We start from the raw sequence: 21,912 nt of genomic DNA, 5'->3' as shown, positions 1-21,912 counted from the left end.
TTTTCATCGACATTCGCGTGATATGACCGACTCCAGTCTCTCCGCAAGCCCATCGAGCTTGAAAATCTACTTCCGTCTGCTCGGCTATGTCCGGCCGTACATCAGCCTGTTCCTGATCAGCATCGTCGGTTTTCTGATTTTCGCTTCGACGCAGCCAATGCTGGGCTACATCCTCAAGTACTTTGTCGACGGTCTATCCAACCCTGAAGCGGCGCTGTTTCCAACCGTGCCTTACCTTCGGGACCTGCAACTGCTGCAGGCGGTGCCGTTGTTGATCATCCTGATCGCCGCGTGGCAGGGATTGGGGTCGTACCTGGGCAACTACTTCCTGGCCAAGGTTTCCCTGGGCCTGGTCCATGACTTGCGGGTCCAGTTGTTCAACAACCTGCTGGTGTTGCCAAACCGGTATTTCGACAAGCATAACTCGGGGCATCTGATTTCACGTATCACCTTCAACGTGACCATGGTCACGGGGGCGGCAACAGATGCGATCAAGGTCGTAATTCGTGAAGGCATGACAGTGATCTTCCTGTTTGCCTCGCTGTTGTTCATGAACTGGCGGCTGACCCTGGTCATGGTTGCCATCCTGCCGCTGATCGCCATCATGGTGCGCACGGCCAGCAAGAAATTCCGCAAGCAGAGCAAGAAAATCCAGCTGGCGATGGGGGACGTGACGCATGTGGCGTCCGAAACGATCCAGGGCTATCGCGTGGTGCGCAGCTTCGGCGGTGAAAGGTACGAAGAGAAACGCTTCTTCGACGCCAGCCAGGGCAATACCGAGAAACAATTGCGCATGACCCGCACCGGCGCCATCTACACGCCGCTGCTGCAACTGGTGATCTACACCGCCATGGCCGTGCTGATGTTCCTGGTGCTGTTCCTGCGGGGCGATGCGTCCGCCGGTGACATGGTGGCCTACATCACCCTGGCCGGCCTGCTGCCCAAGCCGATTCGCCAGCTGTCCGAAGTCAGCTCGACCATCCAGAAAGGTGTGGCAGGCGCAGAAAGTATCTTCGAGCAACTGGATGTCGAGCCTGAAGTCGATACCGGCACTGTCGAGCGTGATGCCGTCAGTGGCCGCCTGGAAGTGCGCAACCTCAGCTTTACCTACCCTGAAACCGAGCGTCAGGTACTCAATGACATCAGTTTCTCGGTCGAGCCCGGGCAAATGGTGGCGCTGGTGGGACGTTCGGGCAGTGGCAAGTCGACCCTGGCCAACCTGATTCCACGCTTCTATCACCACGACAAGGGCGAAATCCTCATCGATGGCGTCGAAGTGGAGCAGTACAAGCTGTTGAACCTGCGTCAGCATATCGCCCAGGTGACCCAGCACGTGACCCTTTTCAGCGACACCGTGGCCAACAACATCGCCTATGGCGACTTGGCCGGCGCACCCCGTGAAGACATTGAAAAGGCGGCCAGGGATGCCTATGCGATGGACTTCATTGCCCAATTGCCTGAAGGTCTTGATACCCAGGTCGGGGAGAACGGCGTGCTGCTGTCCGGTGGTCAGCGCCAGCGCCTGGCGATTGCCCGGGCGCTGTTGAAAAATGCACCGCTGCTGATTCTCGATGAGGCGACTTCGGCACTCGATACCGAGTCCGAGCGGCATATTCAGGCAGCCCTTGATCAAGTCATGAAAGGTCGCACCACGTTGGTGATCGCTCACCGCCTGTCGACCATCGAGAAGGCCGACCTGATCCTGGTCATGGACCAGGGGAAAATCGTCGAGCGCGGCACCCATGAGCAACTGCTGGCGCAAAACGGCTACTACTCGCGCCTCAACGCGATGGGCCTCGACGCCCCGGCCGAAGACATCGCCTGACTCCGAAAGGGCGAGCCTGGCTCGCCCTTTCGCACACCCGACGAAACCGGTCAGTCACTACCGTGACTTTGATGATTTCGTCTAGCGTTTTTTTTTGCTCAAAAAATGAGCAAAAAATGCTGGCGAATCATCCCGTTGCAGCCACCGCACAAGCCGACACCAACCCTGTGTTAATATCGCGCCCCTGTTCATTCTGTATGTGGGTTGCACCATGAAGTTGTCCATGCCGCGATTCGATCAAGCCCCTGTCTTGGTGGTCGGCGATGTCATGCTCGACCGTTACTGGCATGGTGGTACCTCACGGATTTCTCCTGAGGCGCCGGTGCCGGTGGTCAAGGTCGATCACATCGAGGACCGTCCGGGCGGCGCTGCCAACGTTGCCTTGAACATTGCCGCCCTGGGGGCTCCGGCCTCGCTGGTCGGTGTCACGGGCGACGATGAAGCCGCCAACAGCCTGGTCAACAGCCTCAAGGGCGCTGGCGTGCGGGCCATCTTCCAGCGCATTGCGCATCAGCCGACCATCGTCAAGTTGCGGGTCATGAGTCGTCACCAGCAGTTGCTGCGTATCGACTTCGAAGAGCCCTTCGCCACCGACGCGCTGGCGCTGGCCGCGCAGGTCGATGAATTGCTCGAAGGCATCAAGGTGCTGGTGTTGTCCGACTACGGCAAAGGCGCGCTGAAAAATCATCAGGCGCTGATCCAGGCCGCCCGTGCCCGGGGCATTCCGGTGCTGGCCGATCCCAAGGGCAAGGATTTCTCGATCTACCGCGGTGCGAGCCTGATCACGCCGAACCTCAGCGAATTCGAAACCATCGTCGGTGGTTGCGCCGATGAGCACGAGCTGGTCAACAAGGGCGCGCAGCTGATGCACGACCTGGACCTCGGCGCCTTGCTGGTGACCCGTGGCGAGCACGGCATGACCTTGCTGCGTCCGGATCATCCGGCGCTGCACCTGCCCGCCCGTGCCCGTGAAGTGTTTGACGTGACCGGTGCCGGCGATACGGTGATTTCCACTCTGGCGGCTGCGATTGCCGCGGGTGAAGAACTGCCTCACGCGGTGGCCCTGGCCAACCTGGCGGCCGGTATCGTGGTCGGCAAGCTCGGTACGGCGGCCATCAGTGCGCCGGAACTGCGTCGTGCGATTCAGCGCGAGGAGGGTTCCGAGCGCGGTGTGCTGGGTCTTGAGCAACTGTTGCTGGCGGTCGATGATGCCCGCGCGCACAACGAGCGGATCGTGTTCACCAACGGTTGCTTCGACATCCTGCACGCCGGCCACGTGACTTATCTGGAACAGGCGCGGGCCCAGGGCGATCGCCTGATCGTTGCGATCAACGACGATGCATCGGTCAGCCGCTTGAAAGGGCCGGGCCGTCCGATCAACAGCGTCGACCGGCGCATGGCGGTACTGGCCGGTCTGGGCGCGGTGGACTGGGTGATCAGCTTCCCGGAAGGCACACCGGAAAACCTGTTGAGCGCGGTCAAGCCGGACGTGCTGGTCAAGGGCGGTGACTACGGGATCGACCAGGTGGTCGGCGCGGACATCGTGAAAGCCTACGGCGGTACCGTAAAAGTGCTGGGGCTGGTGGAAAACAGCTCGACCACCGCGATTGTCGAGAAGATCCGCAAGTCCGAATAACGCAGCTTTTTGTAGGAGCGAGCTTGCTCGCGATGGAGTCAGGGCGCGCGCGTTCAATCAGTAGATACGCGTTATCGTTAACGACCATCGCTGGCAAGCCAGCTCCTACAAAGTTATGCGTACATCAGTCGGAGCAGCAGTTTGCTTTCAGGAGCTGACTTTTTTACGCGGCACGATCTTCTTCAGCAGTAATTTGGCTTTCCCGCGCAACCGCGCCAACCCCGAATCCTTCCCCGGCGGGGTCAAGCCTTGCTGCCTCACCCAGTCCTTCCAGCGAATTCGTTCATCACGCACCAGCCAGCCTTCCTGTCGGGCAAAACTCTCGGCCAGGTACAGGCCGCGGGTGCTGGCCGGGTACAGCTGATCCTTTTTCAAGGTGTAGAGCTCAGCCATCGGGTGGCCGTCCTGCAAGGGCATCAAGTACAGATCGGGGCGTTTGCGGTCGAGACGGGCGACGAGTTGATCGCCTTCCAGTCTTTCATCGACATGGAACAGACTCAGGGATTTGGCTTCCCTGGGAACGTCCAGGCGCAAGTCGTAAATCAGTTGCAGTGACGCCGTTGGCAAATGCACGTAAGCCCGCGGACGCTCCATCAGCATCAGATTGGCGCAACGTACTGGCCGCGCCGAGCCGGACAGTGGCGACAGGCGAAACGGCAGGGCTTCACGGTAATGCAGGGCGGCCGAGTAGGGCGCCGGCAGCCAGGTGTCATTGAACCGCCCACCGAGCCAGCCTTCGGGGGTTTCCAGCAGGCATTCTTCGGCAATTTCCTGGATCGCTGTGTGCAGGGGCAGGTTCAGTTCATGGGCCGGCACGTATCCGGAGATCAGCTTGAGCACTACATCGCCACGGTCCTGACGACGCTGGCGTACCAGCACCCAATAGTCACGATTCTGCCAATGCAGGGTCAGGCGCACCGAAACCCCGAGATTGGCCAGCTCCAGGGCAAACCGTTCGCTGTCGCCGACCGTCACCGGCCGACGACGTTGCAGGGTCTGGGAGAAATTCAGCGGCCTGCCGACGCTCTGATAAGCCAGGCCTTCGGGAGTCGCTTCGACGAATAACGGCAGGGTCTTGAAGTTGCTCGGGTTCTTTCTTATGAGCGTACGCGGCATGTCGGCTCCTGCTTAAGGCCGCGTGGGCGGCATCAGTGGCTACGTAGGACCTGGGCAACGGTCGCGACATTGTGGGCGAGGTGCAGCGGATTGATGGTCCCGACAATAGCACTGGCAACACCCGGATGTTCAAACAACAGCTCGAAACTGGCGCGCACCGGATCCACACCCGGACTCAGGCATACATGACCACTGGCGAGGGCTTTCTTGACCAGAATGGCTTTGCCGTGTGCAGCAGCATAGTCAATGACGGCCTTCTCGTTTTGTTCGTTCAGATTGTAGGTGACCATCGCGCAGTCGCCGTGCTCCAGCGCCTTCAGGCCGCCGTCGACGGTTTTGCCGGAAAACCCGAAACCGCGAATCTTGCCTTCGGCCTTGAGCTTGGCGAGGGTGTCGTAGACTTCCTCGTCATTGAGGATCGCCAGGTCGTTGCCATCGGAGTGCACCAGCACCAGATCGATGAAGTCCGTTTCCAGGCGTTGCAGGCTGCGTTCCACCGACATTCGCGTGTGTGCAGCGCTGAAATCGTGACGGGACTGGCCGTCGGCAAACTCTTCGCCCACCTTGCTGACGATCACCCAATCCTGACGCTGACCGCGCAGCAACGGCCCGAGGCGCTCTTCGCTGCGACCATAGGCCGGGGCGGTGTCGATCAGGTTGATGCCCAGGTCGCGGGCGAGCTTGAGCAACATGCGCGCCTCATCGTCATCGGGAATCCGGAAGCCGTTGGGGTATTTCACTCCCTGGTCGCGGCCCAGTTTCACCGTGCCCAGGCCCAGGGGTGAAACCAGCAGGCCGGTGCTGCCCAATGGGCGATGCAAGTCGTGCAGGGTCGGTTGGCTCATGGCAGCAGTTGCTCCCAGGCAGGCACGCCCATCGGCGGCTTCGGCAGTTCAGGCAGCGCTGCCGGGTGGCTTGGCTGGATACCGTCGCGGGTCAGGCTGGCGATGACCCGGTCGGCGAAGTCCGGCGCCAGGGCGAGTTTGGTTGGCCAGCCCACCAGCAGGCGATCCTGTTCGGCGAGGAAGGCGTTGTCCGGGCGGTTCAAACCCGATTGCAGCGGTTCGGCGCGATCGACCCGCAGGGTCGCCCATTGCGCGGTGCTCAGATCGATCCACGGCAGCAACTGGCCGAGCTCTTTGCGGGCGGTAGCGATTTGCTCGGCGGGCTCGCGGGCCACGCCTTCGGCTTCGGCGATGTCGCCGCCCAGGTACCAGACCCATTGACCATCGGCGGCCGGGTGGGTGGTCACGGTCAGGCGCGGTTTGGTGCCGCCGCCCAGGCAGTGGGCGTACAGTGGCTTGAGCCCCGGGCCTTTGGCGATGATCATGTGCAGCGGTCGGCGCTGCATGGCCGGCTGGCTCAGGCCGAGCGCGGTGAGCAGGTCGGCGGTGCCGGCGCCAGCGCTGAGCACGATGCGCTGGGCGCGGATCTGGCGCTCATCGACTTTCAAGCCAACCAGATCACCGTTCTCCAGCAGCGGCTCGATGTTCTGCCCGGCGAGCAAGCCATCTCCCGCCAGATCGGCCAGGCGCTGGATCAGGCTTGGCACATCGATCACCAGTTCCGCCAGGCGATAGACCTTGCCCTTGAAGCGCTTGTCTTGCAGGGCTGGCGGCAATTGCTCGCCCTTGACCTGATCGACGCGACCGCGCACGGCTTTGCTGGCAAAGAAACTGGTGAGGTTGCCGGCGAGGGTGCCGGGGGACCAGAGGTAATGGGCCTCGGACAACAAACGCACGCCGGACAGATCCAGCTCACCATTGCCCGCCAAGGCTTCACGCCAACGGCGCGGCATGTCGGCGATGGCTTCCGAGGCACCGGTCAGGGCGCCGTGCAGCGCGTATTTGGCACCGCCATGGATGATGCCCTGGGACTTCACACTCTGCCCACCGCCGAGGCTGGCACTTTCCACCAGCACGGTCGAAAAACCCTGGCTGCGCAGGCGCGCATTCAGCCAGAGGCCGGCGACACCAGCGCCGACAATCAGAACGTCGGTGGAAATAACGGATGGCATGCAGCGACCTCTGTGTTCAAGACGAGGGCGCAGTATACAAGGCATCTTCAGGATCTGTTGCAGGATGCAGGTGGCCTTGTAGGAGCCGGCTTGCTGGCGATCCGGCCAATGCGGTGTGTCTGATGCACTGATATCGCCAGCAAGCCGGCTCCTACAGAGTGTCAGTGTCCGGCGGTTTTCGAGAACAACTGGATGACCACGACGCCCAGCACGATCAACGCCATCCCCAGCATCGCCGGTACGTCCAGCTTCTGCCCGTAGATAAACAGCGCCGCGACGCTGACCATCACGATCCCCATGCCGGCCCACACGGCATATGCCACGCCCACCGGAACGCTGCGCACCACCAGGGTCAGCATCCAGAAGGCAATCCCGTAGCCGAGGATGACCAGCACCAAGGGTAGCGGGGTGCTGAGGCCTTTGACGGCTTTCATCGAAACAGTGGCAATCACTTCGGCGCAGATGGCTATGGCCAGGTAGTAGTAAGCGGTCATGGGTCAATCCTCGTATGAAGTGTTGCTCTATGAGGTCGGCATTCTAGTGAGTTGCCAGATGCGGTAAAGTCATTACCTATCTGTATAGAAGATGGGTTGAGCCATGAGCATGCAATGGAATCTGGAGCAGCTGCGGTTGTTTGTGCGCGTAGCGGAGCAGCGTTCGTTTTCTGCCGTGGCGCGGGACCAGCGCAAGGCGCAGTCGGCGGTCAGCAGTTCGATAGCGTTGCTGGAAGAAGACCTGGGCGTCAGCCTGTTCGACCGCAGCAGCGGCCGGCAACCGAAACTCACCGAAGCCGGCACGGCGTTGCTGGATGAAGCGCGGGAAGTATTGCGCCAGTGCGAACGACTCAACGGCCGGGCCTTGGCGATGATGCGCGGGCAGGAGGCACGACTGCGTGTGGCGCAGGATGAAGCGATGCCGTATCAGCCGATCATCGAAAGCTTCGAGGCCCTGGCGGAAAAATTCCCCAGCCTTGAAGTGCAACTGACCAGCGCCGCCCAAGGCGATGTCGCGCGTAAGCTGGTGGAGCGGCGCGCCGATCTGGGGCTGCTGTTCTTTCACGATCAGATTCCCGAGGCACTTGAGCGGCGGGTACTGGGCAGCGTGGAAATGGTCACGGTGTGCGGCAAGGATCATCCGTTGGCGCGCAAAGGCTCAGTGGACGGCCAGCAACTGGCGCAACATCGGCAGTTGCTGATGTCCACGGAGTCGAGCATTTATCCCGGCAGTGATCCCGCCAGCCCGCAAGTCTGGCGCGCCGACAGTTTCTATGTGATGGCCGAATGGTTGGTGCGCGGCCTCGGCTGGGCCTGGTTGCCACGCCACGTGGTGCAGTACCCGACTTATCAGAATCAGATGGTCGAACTGGCGAGCGAATGGACCCCGCCAGCCCTGGTGGTGGAGCTGGTATGGCGCCGGGATGAACCGCTCGGTCTGGCCGCGCGCTGGCTCGCCGAACGTTTTGCCGTGCACTTGCAGGCGATTGGCGAAAAAAGCCGATAAACTCCGCCGCCATGAATAGAACTCTCTACACCGCGCTGTTTTATCTGGGGCTGCCATTGGTAGCGATTCGGCTTTGGCTGCGCGCGCGCAAGGCGCCGGCGTATGCCAGACGCATCGGCGAACGCTTCTCCTATGGGATGCCGGCGATGAAACCGGGCGGCATCTGGGTGCACGCCGTGTCGGTGGGCGAAAGCATTGCTGCCGCACCGATGATCCGCGCCTTGCTGGCGCGTTATCCGAATCTGCCGATCACCGTGACCTGCATGACGCCGACCGGTTCGGAACGGATCCAGGCCCTGTTCGCCAATGAGCCGCGCATCCAGCACTGTTATCTGCCTTACGACCTGCCTTGCGCCGCCCGGCGCTTCCTTGATCGGGTCCAGCCGAAATTGGCGGTGATCATGGAAACCGAACTGTGGCCCAACCATATCCATCAATGTGCCAAACGCGGGATTCCGGTGGCGTTGGCCAATGCGCGACTGTCCGAGCGTTCGGCCAAAGGCTACGGCCGGTTCCGCAAGCTGACCCAGCCGATGCTGGCCGAGATGAGCCTGTTCGCGGTGCAGACCGAAGCCGAAGCCCAACGCTTTCGCGACCTGGGCGCGTGGGCGGAAACCGTCGAAGTGACCGGTTCGATCAAGTTCGACCTGACCATCGACCCACAACTGCTTGAGCGCGCCAGCCAATTGCGCGGGCAATGGCAGGCGCTGGAGCGACCAGTGTGGATCGCGGCCAGTACCCATGAGGGTGAAGACGAGGTCGTGCTGGCGGCCCATCGTCAGTTGTTGGCCAATCACCCTGATGCCTTGCTGATTCTGGTGCCGCGTCATCCTGAGCGCTTCAATTCGGTGTACGGGTTGTGCCAGCAACAAGGTTTTGCCACGGTCCGGCGTTCCAGCGGCGATGCGGTCAATGCGAATACTTCAGTGCTGCTGGGCGACACCATGGGCGAGTTGCTGTTTCTCTACGCCCTGGCTGACAGTGCCTTCGTCGGCGGCAGCCTGGTGCCGAATGGCGGGCATAATCTGCTGGAGCCGGCAGCCCTCGCCAAGCCGGTGTTGAGTGGGCCGCATCTTTTCAACTTCCTCGAAATCGCCACGCAGTTGCGCAGTGCCGGGGCGTTACAGGAAGTGGAGGATGCCGAAGGGCTGGCGGTGGCGGTGCAGCGGCTGTTCGAACTGCCGCGTGATGCGCAGCGCATGGCCGAGGCCGGGTTGAAGGTGATGCGCACCAATCAGGGGGCGCTGCAGCGGTTGCTGGACGGGTTGGGGCGGTTGATCGACCGCTAGACCGCGCTGTATCCATTCGTGAGCAGGCTCGCTCCCACCTTGTTTCGAATGTGGGAGCGAGCCTGCTCGCGAAGCTTTTGCTGTTACTGCCCCGGTCGCGCTTTCAACTGCTCCTCCGCAGCCTTGGCCAGATCCGGTGGCAGGAAGTCCTTGTCCGGGTTGTAGTTGGGGTTGAGCCAGCGTGCCAGGGTTTGCAGATCCCCCGGATTCAACGTGCCGGCCTGTTGCTTCAGGCGCAGGTTGTCGAGGATGTAGTCGTAGCGGGTGTTGTTGTAGTCGCGTACGGAGGTGTACAGCTGGCGCTGCGCATCCAGCACGTCGACGATGTTTCGCGTACCCACCTGATAGCCGACTTCGGTCGCTTCCACCGCGCTCTGGTTGGAGATGATCGATTGCTTGCGCGCCTGTACCTGCTCGACATCGGTGTTCACCGCGCGGTGCAGGTCGCGGGTGTTTTCCACGACCTGCCGACGCAGGGACTCGCGCTGCTGCTCGGTCTGGTCCAGTTGTGCATACGATTGACGCACCTGGGAGCTGATCAAGCCACCGCTGTAGATCGGGATGTTCAGTTGCAGGCCAACGGTCGTTTGCGAGACGTTGCCACCGTAGGGTATTGGCTGGTTGTTCGGGTTACTGAAGCCCAGTGCGTCGTTGTCGCCTTTCTCGTACTTGGCTACCGCGTCAACCGTTGGCAAGTGCCCGGACTTGCGCTGCTTGAGGGTTTGTTCGGCGGCGCTGACGGCATAGTTGCTGGCCAACAGATTGAGGTTCTGCCTGCCTGCCGTTTCGACCCAGGCCTTGGCGTCGTTCGGTACTGGCGGCAGGATCGGCAAGTTATGGCTGATGCCCCAGATCGAGTTGTACTGGCGGTTGGTCAGGGTGATCAAGGCTTCAAAGGCGTCGTCCACCTGGCGCTGGGCAATGATGCGGTTGGCGCGTGCGGTGTCGTAGCTGGCTTGCGAGTTCAATACGTCAGTTTTGTCCGAGAGGCCGACATCGAAACGCTCGTTGGACTGGTCGAGCTGGCGTTTGAACGCCGCTTCTTCGGCCTTGGTCGAGGCCAGGTTGTCCTGGCTGCGCAGCACGTTGAAATAGCTTTGAGCGGTTTGCAGGATCAGGTTCTGCTCGGTCGCCGAGAGTTGCAGGGCGGCCTGTTCGTTGACTTCCTTGGCGGCCTGGAACTGGAACCAGCGATCGGCGCGGAACAAGGGTTGCGCCAGGGTGGCCTGGTACGAATGAGCATCGCGGTTGGTGGTGGCGGACGGCTGATCGAGCGACGTACGCACCTCGGAAATATTCGCTCCGCCCGAGAGGTTCGGCAGCAACCCGGCGCGGGCCTGGGGTACGACTTCCTTCTGCGCGCCGTATTGGGCGATCGCAGCCGCGAGGTCAGCGTTGTTGTTGACGGCTTCCTGATAAACGCTGACGAGGTCCGTCTTGTTCGATAAGGGCACATCTGCTGCCCAGGCCATTCCATTGGTCGCACAAGACACGGCAAGGGCCAGTGAGAGTTTGCGCAGCATAGACGTTCCCTAGAATTGATATTACACAGATAATTTGAGCGCCAAGGCTAAGGCGCTGCGTTGACAGCGTCAATGCGCGACTCAGCGTAGCGAGTGTAGTTGTGCATTCGGGTGGCAACAATCCTGATACTGCGTGCAATTACGCCATTCATCATGGTGTTTGCAGTGGGGTTGGCGTTCTTCGCCAGTTGTGTCTAGACTGGCCGGGTTCTTGTCGGGGTGCCTTGCTATGAGGCTGAGATCGAATAATTTCGGATCCCGTTGAACCTGATCAGGTTAGCGCCTGCGTAGGGAACAAGATTTCTCGTCACCCGGCGAGTCCTCTTGTGCTTCGTCCGGGATGTTGTTCGACAATCGAACACCCCTCGAGCACTGAGCACAGCACAGCTGGTTTTCCCAGCGCCCGTGCGTCCATTCGTTTACAGGTTCGCTCCGACAAAAATCCACTGCCTGGATGCTGTCTGGAGAGCCCGTGATGACTACAAAAGCAAAAATCGAAACCAATTTGAGTGACTCGGCCAAGGTCGATCAGCAATCGGTTCAGCCGTTTACCCGCTCGCAAAAAATCTATGTTCAGGGCACTCGCCCGGACATCCTCGTGCCGATGCGCGAAATCAGCCTGGACGTGACGCCGACCGACTTCGGCGGCGAGGTCAACGCGCCGGTGGTGGTGTACGACACCTCGGGCCCGTACACCGACCCCAATGTCATCATCGATGTACGCAAAGGTCTGGCCGATGTGCGTTCGCCGTGGATCGAAGCCCGTGGCGACACCGAACGCCTGAGCGGCCTGAGCTCGAATTTCGGCCAGGAGCGCCTTGCCGATCCGGAGCTGACCAAGCTGCGCTTCGCTCACGTCAACAACCCGCGACGCGCCAAGCCGGGTGCCAACGTCAGCCAGATGCACTACGCGCGCAAAGGCATCATCACCGCCGAGATGGAATACGTCGCCATCCGCGAAAACATGAAGCTGGAAGTGGCCCGCGCCGCCGGCCTGCTGGACCAGCAACACGCCGGCCACAGCTTCGGCGCCAGCGTGCCGAAAATCATCACCCCTGAATTCGTCCGTGACGAAATCGCCCGCGGCCGCGCGATCATTCCGGCCAACATCAACCACACCGAACTGGAACCGATGATCATCGGCCGTAACTTCCTGGTGAAGATCAACGGCAACATCGGCAACAGCGCTCTGGGATCGTCCATCGAAGAAGAAGTGGCGAAACTGACCTGGGGCATTCGCTGGGGTTCGGACACGGTCATGGACCTGTCCACCGGCAAGCACATCCACGAAACCCGCGAGTGGATCATCCGCAACTCGCCGGTGCCGATCGGTACCGTGCCGATCTACCAGGCCCTGGAAAAAGTCGGCGGCGTGGCCGAAGACCTGACCTGGGAGCTGTTCCGCGACACGCTGATCGAACAGGCCGAGCAGGGTGTCGACTATTTCACCATCCACGCCGGCGTGCTGTTGCGCTACGTACCGATGACCGCCAAGCGCGTCACCGGCATCGTCTCCCGTGGTGGTTCGATCATGGCCAAGTGGTGCCTGGCACACCACAAAGAGAACTTCCTCTACACCCATTTCGAAGACATCTGCGAAATCATGAAGGCCTACGACGTCAGCTTTTCGCTGGGCGATGGCCTGCGTCCGGGCTCGATTGCCGACGCCAACGACGAGGCGCAGTTCGGCGAACTGGAAACCCTCGGCGAGCTGACCAAGATTGCCTGGAAGCATGACGTGCAGTGCATGATCGAAGGCCCGGGCCACGTGCCGATGCAGTTGATCAAAGAGAACATGGACAAGCAGCTCGAATGCTGCGACGAGGCGCCGTTCTACACCCTCGGCCCGCTGACTACCGACATCGCGCCGGGCTACGACCACATCACCTCCGGCATCGGTGCGGCGATGATCGGCTGGTTCGGCTGCGCCATGCTTTGCTACGTGACGCCGAAGGAACACTTGGGCCTGCCGAACAAGGATGACGTGAAGACCGGGATCATCACCTACAAGATCGCCGCGCATGCCGCCGATCTGGCCAAAGGGCATCCGGGTGCACAGATCCGCGACAATGCCTTGAGCAAGGCGCGTTTCGAATTCCGTTGGGAAGACCAGTTCAACCTGGGCCTGGACCCGGACACCGCCCGTTCGTATCACGACGAAACCCTGCCGAAGGATTCGGCCAAGGTCGCGCATTTCTGCTCGATGTGCGGGCCGAAGTTCTGCTCGATGAAAATCACCCAGGAAGTCCGCGAGTACGCGGCCAACCAACGGATCGAAGCGGTCGACGTGGACGTCGCACAGGGCATGGCCGAGCAGGCCGAGCGCTTCAAGCAGGAAGGCAGTCAGCTGTACAAGAAGGTTTGATGCCAACTGTAGGAGCCGGCTTGCCGGCGATCAATCGCGACGCGGTGCATCAGATGCACCGCTATCGCCAGCAAGCCGGCTCCTACAGGGCGTGCGACCAGCCACACAACAACAAATGTCCCTCTGAGATAACACCCTTGAGCATTCAACCCAGCACTTACTCCCCCGATATCGCGGTGCCGACCGACAAGCGTGTGTTCGGCGGCCGCGATCTGTTTTCCCTGTGGTTCTCCCTCGGCATCGGCCTGATGGTCTTGCAGACTGGTGCATTGCTCGCGCCAGGTCTGGGCCTGTCCGGCTCGTTGCTGGCGATTTTCCTCGGCACCCTGGTCGGCGTTCTGCTGCTGGCGGCGGTCGGGGTGATCGGCAGCGATACCGGCCTGTCGTCGATGGCTGCGCTCAAGCTCAGCCTTGGTACCAAGGGCGCGAGCCTGCCGGCGGTGCTGAACCTGCTGCAATTGATCGGCTGGGGTTCGTTCGAAATCATCGTCATGCGCGATGCCGCCAGCCTGTTGGGCGCCAAGGCGTTCAGCGAAGGCAGCCTGCTGTCCAATCCGCTGTTGTGGACACTGTTCTTCGGCGCACTGGCGACCTTGCTGGCGGTCAGCGGTCCGCTGACTTTCGTGCGGCAGATCCTGCGCAAATGGGGCATCTGGCTGCTGCTGGCCGCATGCACCTGGCTGACCTGGAACCTGTTCGCCAAGGCCGACCTGGCTGCGTTGTGGGCCCAGGCTGGCGACGGTTCGATGCCGTTTGCCGTGGGTTTCGACATCGCCATTGCCATGCCGCTGTCGTGGTTGCCGCTGATTGCCGACTATTCGCGCTTCGGCAAGCGGGCGAAAAACGTCTTCGGTGGCACTGCCATCGGTTTCTTCATTGGCAATTTCTGGCTGATGAGCCTGGGCGTGGCCTACACCCTGGCGTTCGCGCCGAGCGGTGAAGTCAATGCCTTGCTGCTGGCACTGGCCGGGGCTGGTCTGGGGATTCCGCTGCTGCTGATTCTTTTGGACGAATCGGAAAACGCCTTTGCCGATATTCACTCGGCGGCGGTGTCCAGCGGCATTCTGTTGCGCGCCAAAGTCGAGCATCTGGCCTTGGCTATCGGCGTTATCTGCACGTTGATTGCCCTGCTGGCGCCGTTGGCCCAGTACCAGAACTTCCTGCTGCTGATCGGTTCGGTGTTTGCGCCATTGTTCGGCGTAGTGCTGGTGGATCACTTCATCCTGCGCAAGCGCAGTGGCCAGGTTGCCTCGACTGCACTGCGCTGGCCGGCGCTGCTCGCCTGGCTGGGCGGGATCAGCACCTATCATTTGCTGGCCAACCTGTACCCGGATGTCGGCGCCACCCTGCCGGCGCTCGTCCTGGCAGGGTTGCTGCAGCTGGTGCTGGGCCGGGCCTTCAGTTACGGCCGGGAAACAGCTCGGGTTTGATGATGCCGTTCAGGCGAGGGTAGGGGATCTTCAGTTCGACATGGCCCAGCGCGTAAGGCGCAATGCTGCTGGTTTCGTACTTGAGGATCACCCCACCGTAGGTCAGCGCCACGTTCCGGGTTTTCTGGAACGGCCAGCTCTTCACGAACTCCGGTTCCTGATCGAGTTTGGTGCTGATCAACCAGCTGTTGTGCGCCACTTGCGCCGCTTTCCAGAACGCATCTTCCTGCCCTGGCACCAGCATGTCCGACAGCGTCAGCACTTTATGTTGCTGGCGCGAATAGTTGATAAAACCCCGGCCTGGCGTGCCATGGGCGCCGCCGGTGTCCAGGTAGCTGGATAATTCGACGATCACCAAGCCGTCATGCTGCTCGCGTACCTTCGCTTGCAGATAGCTGCTGTTGCGCGGGCCGGCGGTGCGCAAAAACTCTTCGCGATAGGCTGCCAGGGTCGGCGCGACCGGTGCGTCGGGCGAGGTGCGGGTCATCTGCAGCAGGCGTTTTTCGATGATGCTGTCCAGTGCCGGCTCGTCCGGAAAGTGCAGGGTGTCGATGTTTACCAGTGGGCAATCCGGGCTGCTGCAACCGGGCTTGAGTTGCTCGGAGGCGTCGCGGGTGGTTTCCAGCGGCGTCCGGTAGTTGGGCTGGAACAGGCTCGCGCAAGCGCCCAGGGTCAGGGCGATAGCGGCCACGGAGGCGATTTTGAAAAGCGACATGTGCGTCCTTTCTGAAACTGGGGAAGGCAAAAAGATACCGGCTTCGACTCTCAACAAAGCAATCAGTTCGCCACTAAGCTAATTAGAGTGGGTTTCGCCCTCACCGTCCATCCCGCTGACGGGAAAGGGGCTGCATCAAACGTCACGGGCGCGTTAGGATGGCGCGAAGTCGAGGCCCAGGAAAAAAGCAGCCTCGATCAGGATTTGCAGTAAAAGAGGATTGTCATGACGGATTTTGCCAACGCCATTCCGACGGCCGTTGATATCGTGCGGCGCGAAAAGTGCTACGAGGGCTTCTACAAACTCGAACGCGTGCACTTGCGCCACGAATTGTTCGCCGGGGGCATGAGCCGCGAAATCAATCGTGAAGTGTTCGTTCGCCATGACGCGGTATGCATGCTGCCTTACGACCCGCAGCGCGATGAAGTGGTGCTGATCGAGCAGTTTCGCGTCGGTGCCATGGGCAAGACCGACAACCCCTGGCTGATCGAACTGGTCGCTGGTCTGATCGACAAGGATGAAGTACCGGAAGCAGTTGCTCACCGCGAAGCGCAGGAGGAAGCTGGGCTTGTGATCGGGGCACTCTGGCCGATGCTCAAATACTTTCCATCGCCGGGCGGCAGCAACGAATTCGTGCATTTGTACCTGGGGCGCTGTGACACTACCGGGGTGGGCGGCCTGCATGGGCTGGAGGAAGAGGCAGAAGACATCCGCGTAACGGTCTGGGCTTTCGAAGATGCCCTGCAAGCCGTGCGCGACGGGCGTATTGCCAACGCGGCGAGCATCATTGCCTTGCAATGGCTGGCTTTGAACCGCGTTGAAGTGAGGGGGTTATGGTCGTAAACAAGCTGCGCGATCGCTATCGGGTGGACCTGGTGGGGCTGCAAGCGTCCTGCGAGGCGAATTACGCGCGCCTGATGCGACTGCTGCCGGACATGCGCAGCGAGCCGGCCGCGCGGCGCATCGCCGTGACCCATGGCGACCAGATGCTGGGTGTGCTGGCGCTGGAAGTGTTGCTGACCTGTCCTTACACCACGACCCTGCAAGTGCGTCAGGAGCACAGTCTGCCGTGGCTGCCGGTGCCGCAACTGGAAGTACAGGTCTATCACGACGCGCGCATGGCCGAAGTGGTCAGCGCCGAACATGCGCGACGCTTTCGCGGCATCTATCCTTACCCGAACGCCTCGATGCACCAGCCGGACGAAAAGGCCCAACTGAACATGTTTCTGGGCGAATGGCTGAGCCATTGCCTGGCGCTGGGGCATGAGTACGAAGTTGTCCGTTGAGCGAGCAACGCAGTTGTGAACTGCGTCAGGTTCAACAGTTTCCCCTTTCGGTCATCCCCCAGCATAATTGCGGCACTTACCCATCCCCGTGATCACGCCCTGGGAGAACGCCTTGCCGAGCGTATCCACATTGACCACCGCCGATCCGGCGTTGCTGGTGCAACTCTCCGACAGCCATCTGTTTGCCGAAGCGGACCGCGCGTTGCTGGGCATGAACACCCGCGACAGCCTGCAAAAGGTCATCGAGCTGGTGCGCGCGCAGCAGCCGCGGATTGACTTGATCCTGGCCACGGGCGATCTGTCCCAGGACGGGACGCTGGAGTCCTACCGGCAATTTCGCGACATGACGCGCCAACTCGATGCGCCGGCGCGCTGGATTCCCGGCAATCACGATGAACCGCAGATCATGGCTGAGGCGGCGGTGCAGAGTGCTTTGCTTGAGCCGGTGGTGGATATCGGCAACTGGCGGGTCACATTGCTCGATTCGGCGGTGCCCGGCTCGGTGCCGGGTTATCTGCAGGACGAACAGTTGCAGTTGCTCGCCCGCTCGTTGAGCGAAGCGCCGGAGCGCCATCATCTGGTGTGTTTCCACCATCATCCGGTGTCCATTGGTTGTGCCTGGATGGAACCGATCGGCTTGCGCAATCCCGAGGCGCTGTTCGCCGTGCTGGACCGTTTTCCACAGGTGCGCGCGGTGTTGTGGGGGCATGTGCATCAGGAAATCGACCAATTGCGTAACGGCGTGCGTCTGCTCGCCTCGCCCTCGACCTGCATCCAGTTCGAGCCGGGCAGCGAGGATTTCAAGGTCGCAGAGCAAGCGCCGGGGTATCGCTGGTTGCGACTGCTGCCCGATGGACGGCTGGAAACCGGTGTTGAGCGGGTCACCGGGTTCGATTTCACCGTGGATTACGGTTCCAACGGTTACTGATCCTATTTCTGCGCCTTTGTAGGAGCTGGCTTGCCAGCGAAGAGGCCGTCCCATTCAATATTTATGTTGATTGACAGTCCACCTTCGCTGGCAAGCCAGCTCCTGCAGGGAGACGTTCATTTCCATGGATGCTGGCCCAACACCCCCCAAGTCCCTGTAAACTCCGCCTCTTTAGCCGACGTCCAGGGAACTCAAATGTCCGGTTCGATCCTTTATATCCACGGCTTCAACAGCTCGCCGTTGTCGAAGAAGGCTTGCCAGTTGATCGAGGTGATGGAGCGTCTGGGCCTGAGCGAACATTTGCGCGTTCCGGCGCTGCACCATCACCCGCGCCAGGCTATCGCGCAGCTGGAACGGGCGATTGCCGAGCTGGGGCGGCCACTGCTGGTCGGCAGCTCGCTCGGCGGCTACTATGCCACTCACCTGGCCGAGCGCCTTGGCTTGAAAGCCCTGCTGATCAACCCTGCCGTCAGCCCGCACCGGATGTTCGACGGCCATCTTGGGACGCAGAAAAACCTGTATACCGAAGAGACGTGGGAATTGACCCGCGACCACGTGGCGGCCCTGGCCGAGCTGGAAGTGCCGGCGCCCCAGGAACCGCAGCGTTATCAGGTATGGTTGCAGACAGCAGACGAAACGCTGGACTATCGCCTCGCCCAGCAGTATTACCGGGCATGCGCCTTGCGTATCCAGGCCGGCGGCGACCACGGTTTCCAGGGTTTTGCCGCGCGATTGCCGGCCATGCTGAGTTTTGCCGGCATTGGCGCTGATTTGTATCAGGCAATTGATTTCACATCGCTTTGATGCGATGCCTGTTTTCATGGATTTCTTTTTTCACGCAACACTGACGACGAGACCCCATGGCCACTCCCAGCGCTAGCTCTTATAACGCAGACGCCATCGAAGTCCTCTCGGGCCTCGACCCGGTGCGCAAGCGCCCCGGCATGTACACCGACACCAGTCGGCCGAACCACCTCGCCCAGGAAGTCATCGACAACAGTGTCGACGAAGCCTTGGCCGGGCATGCCAGATCGGTGCAGGTGATCCTGCATGCCGACCATTCCCTGGAAGTCAGCGATGACGGCCGTGGCATGCCGGTGGACATTCACCCCGAGGAAGGTGTGTCGGGCGTCGAGTTGATCCTCACCAAGCTTCATGCTGGCGGCAAGTTCTCCAACAAGAACTACCAGTTCTCCGGCGGTTTGCACGGGGTGGGCATTTCCGTGGTCAACGCCTTGTCCACCGAAGTGCGGGTGCGGGTCAAGCGTGACGGCAACGAATACCAGATGACCTTCAAGGATGGCTACAAGGCCACCGAGCTGGAAATCGTCGGCACTGTCGGCAAGCGCAACACCGGAACCAGCGTGTTCTTCGCGCCGGATCCAAAATACTTCGACTCCCCTAAATTCTCCATCAGCCGCCTCAAGCACGTGCTCAAGGCCAAGGCCGTGTTGTGCCCGGGGCTGTTGGTCAGCTTTGAAGACAAGGCCACCGGCGAGAAAGTCGAATGGCATTACGAAGACGGCCTGCGTTCCTACCTGGTGGATGCGGTCAGCGAATTCGAGCGCCTGCCGGACGAGCCATTCTGCGGCAGCCTGGCCGGTAACAAGGAAGCGGTGGATTGGGCGCTGCTGTGGCTGCCGGAAGGTGGCGACGCGGTCCAGGAAAGCTACGTCAACCTGATCCCTACGGCCCAGGGCGGCACTCACGTCAACGGTTTGCGTCAGGGCCTGCTCGACGCCATGCGTGAATTCTGCGAATTCCGCAGCCTGTTGCCGCGCGGCGTGAAGCTGGCGCCGGAGGACGTCTGGGAACGCATTGCCTTCGTATTGTCGATGAAGATGCAGGAGCCGCAATTCTCCGGCCAGACCAAAGAGCGTCTGTCGTCCCGTGAAGCGGCGGCGTTTGTCTCCGGTGTGGTCAAGGACGCGTTCAGCCTGTGGCTCAACGCCAACCCGGAAACCGGCATGCTGCTGGCGGAATTGGCGATCAACAACGCCGGCCGTCGCCTCAAGGCGAGCAAGAAGGTCGAGCGTAAACGCATTACCCAAGGCCCGGCGCTGCCGGGCAAACTGGCCGACTGTGCCGGGCAGGACCCGATGCGTTCCGAACTGTTCCTGGTGGAAGGTGACTCCGCCGGCGGCTCGGCCAAGCAGGCGCGGGACAAAGAGTTCCAGGCGATTCTGCCGTTGCGCGGCAAGATCCTGAACACCTGGGAAGTCGACGGCAGCGAAGTGTTGGCCAGCCAGGAAGTGCACAACATCGCCGTAGCGATCGGTGTCGATCCGGGCGCGGCCGACATGAGCCAACTGCGCTACGGCAAGATCTGCATTCTCGCCGACGCCGACTCCGACGGTCTGCACATCGCAACCTTGTTGTGCGCGTTGTTCGTCCAGCATTTCCGCGCGCTGGTGGATGCCGGTCACGTTTATGTGGCCATGCCGCCGCTGTACCGCATCGACCTGGGCAAGGAAATCTACTACGCCCTGGATGAAGCCGAGCGCGACGGCATCCTCGATCGCCTGGTGGCCGAGAAGAAGCGCGGCAAGCCGCAGGTCACGCGATTCAAGGGTCTGGGTGAAATGAACCCGCCGCAGTTGCGTGAAACCACCATGGACCCGAACACCCGGCGTCTGGTGCAACTGACCCTGGATGATTTCGAGGCGACTGCGGAAATCATGGACATGCTGCTGGCGAAGAAACGCGCCGGTGACCGCAAGAACTGGCTGGAATCCAAGGGCAACCTGGCCGAGGTTCTGGGCTGATGCGTCTGGGCTTTGCCCTGGCCTGTGGGTTGCTGCTGACATCGATCACGGTCTGCGCCGGGCCGGCGCCACAGTTGCGCCTGTTGTCCGGGCATGTCGTGGACGGCATGCGCGGCGGCAACCTGTCCGGGCTGGCGCAGTGCGGCAATGATCTGTGGGCGGTTTCCGACCGCGACGATGATCAGATCTATCGCCTGGATACCCGCGAATCTGCCTGGCAGGCCGAAGCGGTGCACATTGATGTACCGCCGGTGCCTGACAGCGGCTTGCCTTGGGGGCTGAAGTCTCGTGTCTGGGGGGCTTCGTTCGTGCGTGGCGGCGATCTGGACTTCGAAGGCATCACCTGCGACAGCGCCGGTAATCGCTACGTGGTCAGTGAGGGCCATGCCGCTGTCCTGCAAGTGCCGCCAACGGGGCCTGCCTCCTGGCTGAAGATTTCGCCGATGCTGGTTCGCGAGGCGCGGGCCAGTGGTCTGTTGTTGCAATTCAACGCACTGTTCGAAGGGCTGGCGATCAATCCGGCGGGCGATCAGATGTGGCTCGCCGCCGAACGTCAAGGTCGCGGACTGTTGATGATCAAGCGCAAACAGACAGTGTGGGATTGCGACGGTGGCTGTGTATTGCTGAGCGAGGCGGGCATGGAAATGCAGCCCGAGCAGTTTTCCCACGCCAAAGCTGTGCCGCGGGACTTCTCTGACCTGTCGCTGTTCGACGGCAAGCTGTTCACCCTTGAACGCAATGCCTACCAGATCTGTCGCCGGGATCCGCAGACGGCCAAGGTCGAGCGCTGCTGGTCGTACGCCGCCGAGTTGTTGCAGGACAACCGTCGTTATCCAAAGGACTACGGGCTGGAAGAAGCGTTGATCGTGGATGCCGATGGCGCCTGGATCGGTGTCGACAATAACTTTGGCCCGCGCGCCGATGGTGAAGTGCGTCCGGTGGTCTGGCGCTTTGCTGCACCGGAAGGTGGCTGGAGTGCCAAGCCATGAGTCAACAATCGCCGGGTCAACGCATCGGCCGGGTGTTTATGGTGCTGGCCTGGTGTGCGGCGCTGTTTCTGGCCACGCGATTTTTCGGCCAGTGGGAGGCGCGTCAGCAAAATCCGAATGTGGTGGTCAGTTCGGAGCAGGGCGAAGGTTTCATTGAAGTGAAGCTGGTCAGCAATGTGCAGGGGCATTTCGTTGCCAGCGGCCAGATCAACGGCCAGCCGGTGGACTTCATGCTCGACACCGGAGCGACCGACGTGTCGATCCCGGCAGACGTGGCCAAGCGCTTGAAGCTCGAGGAAGGTTTCGGCGTGACCCTGAGCACGGCCAATGGCCTGAGCCAGGGCTATCGCACCCGTATCGAACGCCTGCAACTGGGCGACATCGTGCTGCATGACGTGCGTGCACTGGTGGCGCCGGGGCTGAATGGCAATCAGGTGCTGCTCGGCATGAGCGCACTGAACAAACTTGAATTTACCCAGCGCGGTGGCACCATGCTGCTGCGCCAGACAACGAACCGATGAGGCCCGC

19 protein-coding genes and 1 riboswitch are annotated in these 21,912 nt (G+C 61.3%); of the genes, 13 read left to right on the top strand and 6 right to left on the bottom strand.

The features are described from left to right. The first annotated feature begins 22 nt into the window (after positions 1-22). Together msbA and hldE are read left to right on the top strand one after the other, a co-directional pair. Positions 23-1,825 carry a lipid A export permease/ATP-binding protein MsbA gene (gene msbA / locus PMI31_RS06315; protein ID WP_008016937.1) on the top strand — a complete coding sequence of 601 codons (1,803 nt, stop codon included), beginning with the start codon at positions 23-25 and terminating at the stop codon, positions 1,823-1,825. 211 nt (positions 1,826-2,036) lie between these two features. After that, the gene (gene hldE, locus PMI31_RS06310) at positions 2,037-3,461 is read left to right on the top strand and encodes a bifunctional D-glycero-beta-D-manno-heptose-7-phosphate kinase/D-glycero-beta-D-manno-heptose 1-phosphate adenylyltransferase HldE (protein WP_008016936.1); all 1,425 of its coding nucleotides are present in this window, start codon (positions 2,037-2,039) and stop codon (positions 3,459-3,461) included. 147 nt (positions 3,462-3,608) lie between these two features. Here the strand turns inward: hldE and PMI31_RS06305 are convergent, their stop codons facing one another. From PMI31_RS06305 to PMI31_RS06290, 4 genes are all read right to left on the bottom strand, one after another. After that, entirely contained in the window at positions 3,609-4,577 is a 969-nt protein-coding gene (locus PMI31_RS06305) for a hypothetical protein (RefSeq protein WP_008016935.1), read from the bottom strand. 32 nt (positions 4,578-4,609) lie between these two features. Beyond that, positions 4,610-5,422, bottom strand: a complete 813-nt coding sequence (locus PMI31_RS06300) for an aldo/keto reductase (RefSeq protein WP_008016934.1) — start codon at positions 5,420-5,422, stop codon at positions 4,610-4,612. Then, a complete protein-coding gene (locus PMI31_RS06295; protein ID WP_008016932.1) occupies positions 5,419-6,594 on the bottom strand; it encodes an NAD(P)/FAD-dependent oxidoreductase in 1,176 nt (391 codons plus the stop codon). Before PMI31_RS06295 ends, PMI31_RS06300 begins: the two co-directional genes overlap by 4 nt. A 161-nt stretch (positions 6,595-6,755) precedes the next feature. Further along, positions 6,756-7,088 carry a DMT family transporter gene (locus PMI31_RS06290; protein WP_007977444.1) on the bottom strand — a complete coding sequence of 111 codons (333 nt, stop codon included), beginning with the start codon at positions 7,086-7,088 and terminating at the stop codon, positions 6,756-6,758. Positions 7,089-7,191: 103 nt separating this feature from the next. Here PMI31_RS06290 and PMI31_RS06285 point away from each other — a divergent pair, with 103 nt between their 5' ends. Together PMI31_RS06285 and waaA are read left to right on the top strand one after the other, a co-directional pair. Beyond that, positions 7,192-8,094 carry a LysR family transcriptional regulator gene (locus PMI31_RS06285; protein ID WP_177323555.1) on the top strand — a complete coding sequence of 301 codons (903 nt, stop codon included), beginning with the start codon at positions 7,192-7,194 and terminating at the stop codon, positions 8,092-8,094. A gap of 11 nt (positions 8,095-8,105) precedes the next feature. Beyond that, a complete protein-coding gene (gene waaA / locus PMI31_RS06280; protein WP_008016930.1) occupies positions 8,106-9,383 on the top strand; it encodes a lipid IV(A) 3-deoxy-D-manno-octulosonic acid transferase in 1,278 nt (425 codons plus the stop codon). An 83-nt stretch (positions 9,384-9,466) separates the two neighbouring features. On the opposite strand, the gene PMI31_RS06275 is transcribed toward waaA, so the two are convergent. Next, positions 9,467-10,906 carry a TolC family outer membrane protein gene (locus tag PMI31_RS06275; RefSeq protein ID WP_008016929.1) on the bottom strand — a complete coding sequence of 480 codons (1,440 nt, stop codon included), beginning with the start codon at positions 10,904-10,906 and terminating at the stop codon, positions 9,467-9,469. 205 nt (positions 10,907-11,111) lie between these two features. After that, positions 11,112-11,217, top strand: a riboswitch (TPP riboswitch). A gap of 164 nt (positions 11,218-11,381) precedes the next feature. Between PMI31_RS06275 and thiC the strand changes: the two genes are divergently transcribed. Beyond that, a complete protein-coding gene (gene thiC, locus PMI31_RS06270) occupies positions 11,382-13,271 on the top strand; it encodes a phosphomethylpyrimidine synthase ThiC (protein ID WP_008016928.1) in 1,890 nt (629 codons plus the stop codon). A gap of 137 nt (positions 13,272-13,408) precedes the next feature. After that, on the top strand, positions 13,409-14,701 hold the full coding sequence (gene cytX / locus PMI31_RS06265; RefSeq protein ID WP_043302240.1) for a putative hydroxymethylpyrimidine transporter CytX: 1,293 nt from the start codon (positions 13,409-13,411) through the stop codon (positions 14,699-14,701). Here the strand turns inward: cytX and PMI31_RS06260 are convergent. Continuing rightward, complete coding sequence (locus PMI31_RS06260) at positions 14,670-15,416, bottom strand: RsiV family protein (RefSeq protein ID WP_008016926.1); 747 nt, start codon at positions 15,414-15,416, stop codon at positions 14,670-14,672. The two genes, cytX and PMI31_RS06260, sit on opposite strands and share 32 nt — an antisense overlap. A gap of 225 nt (positions 15,417-15,641) precedes the next feature. Here PMI31_RS06260 and PMI31_RS06255 point away from each other — a divergent pair, with 225 nt between their 5' ends. The 7 genes from PMI31_RS06255 (at position 15,642) to PMI31_RS06225 (ending at position 21,905) form a co-directional block, all read left to right on the top strand. Further along, on the top strand, positions 15,642-16,259 hold the full coding sequence (locus PMI31_RS06255; RefSeq protein WP_008016925.1) for an NUDIX domain-containing protein: 618 nt from the start codon (positions 15,642-15,644) through the stop codon (positions 16,257-16,259). Further along, the gene (locus PMI31_RS06250; RefSeq protein ID WP_007977461.1) at positions 16,250-16,702 is read left to right on the top strand and encodes a DUF1249 domain-containing protein; all 453 of its coding nucleotides are present in this window, start codon (positions 16,250-16,252) and stop codon (positions 16,700-16,702) included. The genes PMI31_RS06255 and PMI31_RS06250 overlap by 10 nt, the downstream gene beginning before the upstream one ends. A gap of 112 nt (positions 16,703-16,814) precedes the next feature. Next, positions 16,815-17,630, top strand: coding sequence for a 3',5'-cyclic-AMP phosphodiesterase (gene cpdA, locus PMI31_RS06245; RefSeq protein WP_008016924.1), 816 nt, complete (start codon positions 16,815-16,817; stop codon positions 17,628-17,630). A gap of 195 nt (positions 17,631-17,825) precedes the next feature. Continuing rightward, positions 17,826-18,434, top strand: coding sequence for a YqiA/YcfP family alpha/beta fold hydrolase (locus PMI31_RS06240; protein WP_008016923.1), 609 nt, complete (start codon positions 17,826-17,828; stop codon positions 18,432-18,434). A gap of 56 nt (positions 18,435-18,490) precedes the next feature. Next, positions 18,491-20,395: a DNA topoisomerase IV subunit B gene (gene parE, locus PMI31_RS06235; protein ID WP_008016922.1), complete on the top strand. Its 1,905-nt coding sequence runs from the start codon at positions 18,491-18,493 to the stop codon at positions 20,393-20,395. Beyond that, positions 20,395-21,384 carry an esterase-like activity of phytase family protein gene (locus PMI31_RS06230; RefSeq protein ID WP_008016920.1) on the top strand — a complete coding sequence of 330 codons (990 nt, stop codon included), beginning with the start codon at positions 20,395-20,397 and terminating at the stop codon, positions 21,382-21,384. Before parE ends, PMI31_RS06230 begins: the two co-directional genes overlap by 1 nt. Continuing rightward, positions 21,381-21,905 carry a retropepsin-like aspartic protease family protein gene (locus PMI31_RS06225; RefSeq protein ID WP_008016918.1) on the top strand — a complete coding sequence of 175 codons (525 nt, stop codon included), beginning with the start codon at positions 21,381-21,383 and terminating at the stop codon, positions 21,903-21,905. The genes PMI31_RS06230 and PMI31_RS06225 overlap by 4 nt, the downstream gene beginning before the upstream one ends. Positions 21,906-21,912 lie beyond the last annotated feature (7 nt).

Source organism: Pseudomonas sp. GM55, assembly GCF_000282395.1.
Classification (GTDB): domain Bacteria; phylum Pseudomonadota; class Gammaproteobacteria; order Pseudomonadales; family Pseudomonadaceae; genus Aquipseudomonas; species Aquipseudomonas fluorescens_CC.
This window is presented reverse-complemented; position numbering and strand designations above follow the sequence as displayed.